This window comes from Elusimicrobiota bacterium (assembly GCA_026388095.1).
Classification (GTDB): domain Bacteria; phylum Elusimicrobiota; class Elusimicrobia; order UBA1565; family UBA9628; genus UBA9628.
The window spans coordinates 1-4,093 of record JAPLKL010000013.1 but is presented as its reverse complement, the minus strand read 5'-3'; the positions used below and the strand labels follow the sequence as shown (position 1 = coordinate 4,093).

Genomic DNA, 4,093 nt, shown 5'->3' with positions numbered 1-4,093 from the left:
AAGGTCTCCTTATCGAGCGGCGGGACGAACGCGGACAACTCCGGCGCGGGCCAGGGGGGCTTGTTCTACATGGCCACCTCCAGCATCGTAGCCACCTCGGCCCTGACCGGCGTGCTCAAGGGCAACAACACCGGCGCGCCCTCTGCCATGACCGGCACGGCAACCCAGATCGCCTATTGGTCGAATGCCAACACCATCGCGGCGACGCAATACGTCGCCCTATTGAACGGCGGGATGAACGCGACCAACGCCGGCGCGGCCCCGGGGGCCTTGTTCTACATGGCCGGCTCCAGCATCGTAGCCACCTCGGCCCTGACCGGCGTGCTCAAGGGCAACGGCGCCGGCGCGCCGACAGGCAACGCCACCCTGGCCGATATCGGCGAGACAGGGACCTACAGCCGGTTCACTCCCGGGAACGTGACGATCACCGGCGGCAGCGTGGTCGGAACGATCCTGGCGCCAGTCCAGCAGCTCAAGACATATTTCCTGTCGACTCAGCCGACGGCCGTGGGCGAGATGTACTATTGCACCGACTGTCTGGGCACTACGAAGGGAGAGATCATAATCTCGACCGGCACGACCACGGGCGCTTTCGCCAACGCGGCCGGCGAGTCATTCTGGTGACCATGAGTGATGATGCCATGAAGCGGCTGAGGACAACCTCCCCCCTCCTCTGGGCGCTGCTGGCCTGCGCGCTGTGGGCCGGCCCGGCGCGCGGCGCCATCACTTTGCACCCCAGCACGATCCTGCCGGGAAGCATCCCAGTGGGAATCAACTACCAGGGGCGCATACAAGTGGACGGGAAGGACGTGACCTCGGACTCGCGGGCGCCATGGGGGATCGTCTTCCGCATCTATAACTGCAACCGGATATTACCAACAGTGCCTTGCGTAGACGAGCAAGGCAAGCCCGAGCAACTGCTGGCGGTCATCCCGTCCTCGTACACCAACACCTCCATCGACATCAGCGCAGGGCTGTTCAAGGCCGGCATCATCTTCTCGACCTCCGACCTCTTTGACGTCGGCGGGCAACGCTGGCTGGAGGTGGAGATCGACAAGCCTTTCCAGAAGCTGGGAGACGGCCAGAAGCTGACGCCGAGGGGGCTGCTCACCGCCATGCCCTACGCGCTCGTGGCCAAATCCGTCGAGGGGACCATCGACATCTCCGAAGGAGATCTCAGCATCACGACCGCGGCGGCCACCAACAACACGGCATTCTACATCTCCTCCGGCACGGCCTTCATCGGCGTCTGGACCTCGCACCCGTACACTTTGCTCACCATCAGCTCGGGCACCTTGACCCTCGACGGCCCCGGCGCCGGCCTCCATCTGGCTTCGGGGACCATGACCATAGACGGCGCCGGCGCCAGCCTCGTCGTCGTGGGGCCCGCGACGTTCGGCAACCCCGGCACTCAGTCCACATTCACCGTGACGGGAACGCTGCAATTGCCCAGCGCCAGCCCTCTCGGTCCGCCGTCCGGCGGCACGGGCAATACTTTCAGCTCCCCCTCCCCGGTGAAGGGTGACATCCCCTATTTCTCGGTGGCCGGGTCAAAAATGGACTTGCTCAATATCGATATCACACCCGACAAGATCCTGCGATCGGGCAGCACCAAGATCCCGGGCTGGACCAGCGCCACCTACCCCTCGGGTTCGCCGCTGAACTCGGTGCCGAAGAACAGCCTCCTGTACGGCGACTCGGCCTCGAACCAGAAGGTCTCGGCGCTGGGCATCGGCGCCGCCAGCACGACCCTGCGCTCCAACGGCACGGCCCCGGCCTGGGGCAGCGTCCTCTACCCAAATTCGGTGGCGCAGGGAGACCTCCTTTACGGCTACTACAACACGACGCTCAGCTCGGTTTCCCTGCTGGCCATCGGCCCCGCCGGCAAGATACTCCGGAGCACCGGCGCGGTCCCTTCCTGGAGCAGCGTGAACTACTCGACTGAGGTGTATGAGGGAGACCTCCTCTACGGCTCCGCGATCAACATCGTGTCCACGCTCACCTTGGTCACCGCGGCCACAAGCTATTTGGCCAACACCGGCGGGGGAAACACCATCCCGGCATGGGAGAAGGTGGACTTGACCAACGGGGTAAAGAACGCCCTGTCCATAGCCCACGGCGGCACGGGCTCGGACTTGTACGCAGCCGGCCAGCAGGGCGCCATCCCTTATTTCTCCAATGCCACCCAGATGGCCGCGCTGGCGCCGGACACATCGGGATATGTATTGGAGACCAACGGAGACGCCCCTCCCTCCTGGGTCGACCTTTCCGCCGCGGGCGTCGCGTACGCCGCGCATAATCTGGCCGGCGGAGCGCAAGGCTCGCTGCCTTACCAGCTTAGCGGCGGTAATACCGGCATGCTCGCCAAAGGCACTGCGGGCCAACTACTCATGATGGCCGTCACAAGCCCGACCTGGACCACGGCCACCTATCCTGGCTCTACCAGTAAGAACCAGATCCTATACTCCAGCTTCGATAACACGGTGGCCGGACTGGTAGCCAAGAGCAGCGGCGTCCTGGTGACCGACGGCTCCGGGGCACCAGCGATCGGGAAGAACATCCCTACCGGGGTCACCATAGGCGGGAGCTACATCTATCGCGTCGGCGGCGGGACGAAAGTCAGATTGGAGGACGGCGGCACGAACGCGGACCTCTCCGGTGCTGGGAACATAGGAGGGCTGCTCTTCAAGTTCGATGCATCGACGCTAGCAGTCACCGGACCCCTGACCGGCATTCTCCGGGCGGACGGCGCCGGCCCGACCGCCATGACCGGGACGCTAGGGTACGATGCTTATTGGTTGACGACCAGCACCATCGCGGCGGAGCAGTACACCGCCGTGTCGAGGGGCGGCACGAACGCGGACCTCTCTGGTGCTGGGCGCATAGGGGGACTGCTCTATAAGGTCGCTGGCGGTCCCGTTCCCGATCAATCGCGGCTCGCAGTCAGCGAAGCCCTGACCGGGGTTCTCCGGGCGGACGGCAACGGCCCGACGGCCAATACCGGGACGACAGGATACAACGCCTATTGGCTGACCGCCAGCACCATCGCGGCGGAGCAGTACACCGCCGTGTCGAGGGGCGGCACAAACGCGGACCTCTCCCTTTCCGGTGCCGGGCGCACAGGGGGACTGCTCTATCTCTATAAGGTCGGTCCATCGACGACGATCGTAGTCAGCGAAGCCCTGACCGGCGTTCTCCGGGCGGACGGCAACGGCCCGACAGCCAACACCGGAACGGCAAACTACATCACCTATTGGTTGACCGCCAGCACCATCGCGGCGACGCTGCGAGTCGCCCTATCGAGCGGCGGAACGGGTACCGACCTCTCCGGCGCGACCACGGGAGGCTTGATCTACAAGAAGGACGCGACGAGCCTCGCAGGCACAGGAGCCCTGCCAGATGGCGTTCTCCGGGGTGACGGCACCGGCACGCCCGCAGCCATGACCGGGACCCCAGGCTACATCGCCTATTGGGTGACCGACAGCACCATAGCGGCGACGCGGTACGTCTCCATTTCGAGCGGCGGGACGAACGCGGACAACTCCGCCGCAGACACGGGGGCCTTGTTCTACATGGCCGGTTCCAGCATCGTAGCCACCTCGGCCCTGACCGGCGTGCTCAAGAGCAACGGCAACGGCGCGCCCTCCGCCATGACCGGCACGGCAAATTACCTTGCCTATTGGTCGGATAACTACACCCTCGCGGCGACGCGGTACGTCTCCATTTCGAGCGGCGGGACGAACGCGGACACCTATTGAACGGCGGGATGAACGCGACCAACGCCGGCGCGGCCCCGGGGGCCTTGTTCTACATGGCCGGCTCCAGCATCGTAGCCACCTCGGCCCTGACCGGCGTGCTCAAGGGCAACAACACCGGCGCGCCCTCTGCCATGACCGGGTCCCCAGGTTACATCGCCTATTGGTCGGATAACTACACCATCGCTCCAACGCCGTACGTCGCCCTATTGAACGGCGGGATGAACGCGACCAACACCGGCGCGGCCCCGGGCGCCTTGTTCTACATGGCTGGCTCCAGCGTCCTAGCCACCCCGGCCCTGACCGGCGTGCTCAAGGGCAACGGCACCAGCGCGCCC

The 4,093-nt window shown here is 65.2% G+C and carries 3 protein-coding genes; all 3 read left to right on the top strand.

The annotated features are described in order from the left end of the window. Positions 1-624 (top strand): hypothetical protein (locus tag NTY77_03080; protein MCX5794467.1); only part of this gene is annotated, 624 nt, incomplete at its 5' end. Between the two features lie 17 nt (positions 625-641). After that, positions 642-3,758: a hypothetical protein gene (locus NTY77_03075; protein ID MCX5794466.1), complete on the top strand. Its 3,117-nt coding sequence runs from the start codon at positions 642-644 to the stop codon at positions 3,756-3,758. A gap of 8 nt (positions 3,759-3,766) precedes the next feature. Continuing rightward, positions 3,767-4,093 (top strand): hypothetical protein (locus NTY77_03070; GenBank protein MCX5794465.1); only part of this gene is annotated, 327 nt, incomplete at its 3' end.

Coding starts and splice junctions, on each gene's coding strand:
- NTY77_03075 (MCX5794466.1), top strand. CDS start 642: ATGAAGCGGCTGAGGACAACCTCCCCCCTCCTCTGGGCGCTGCTGGCC.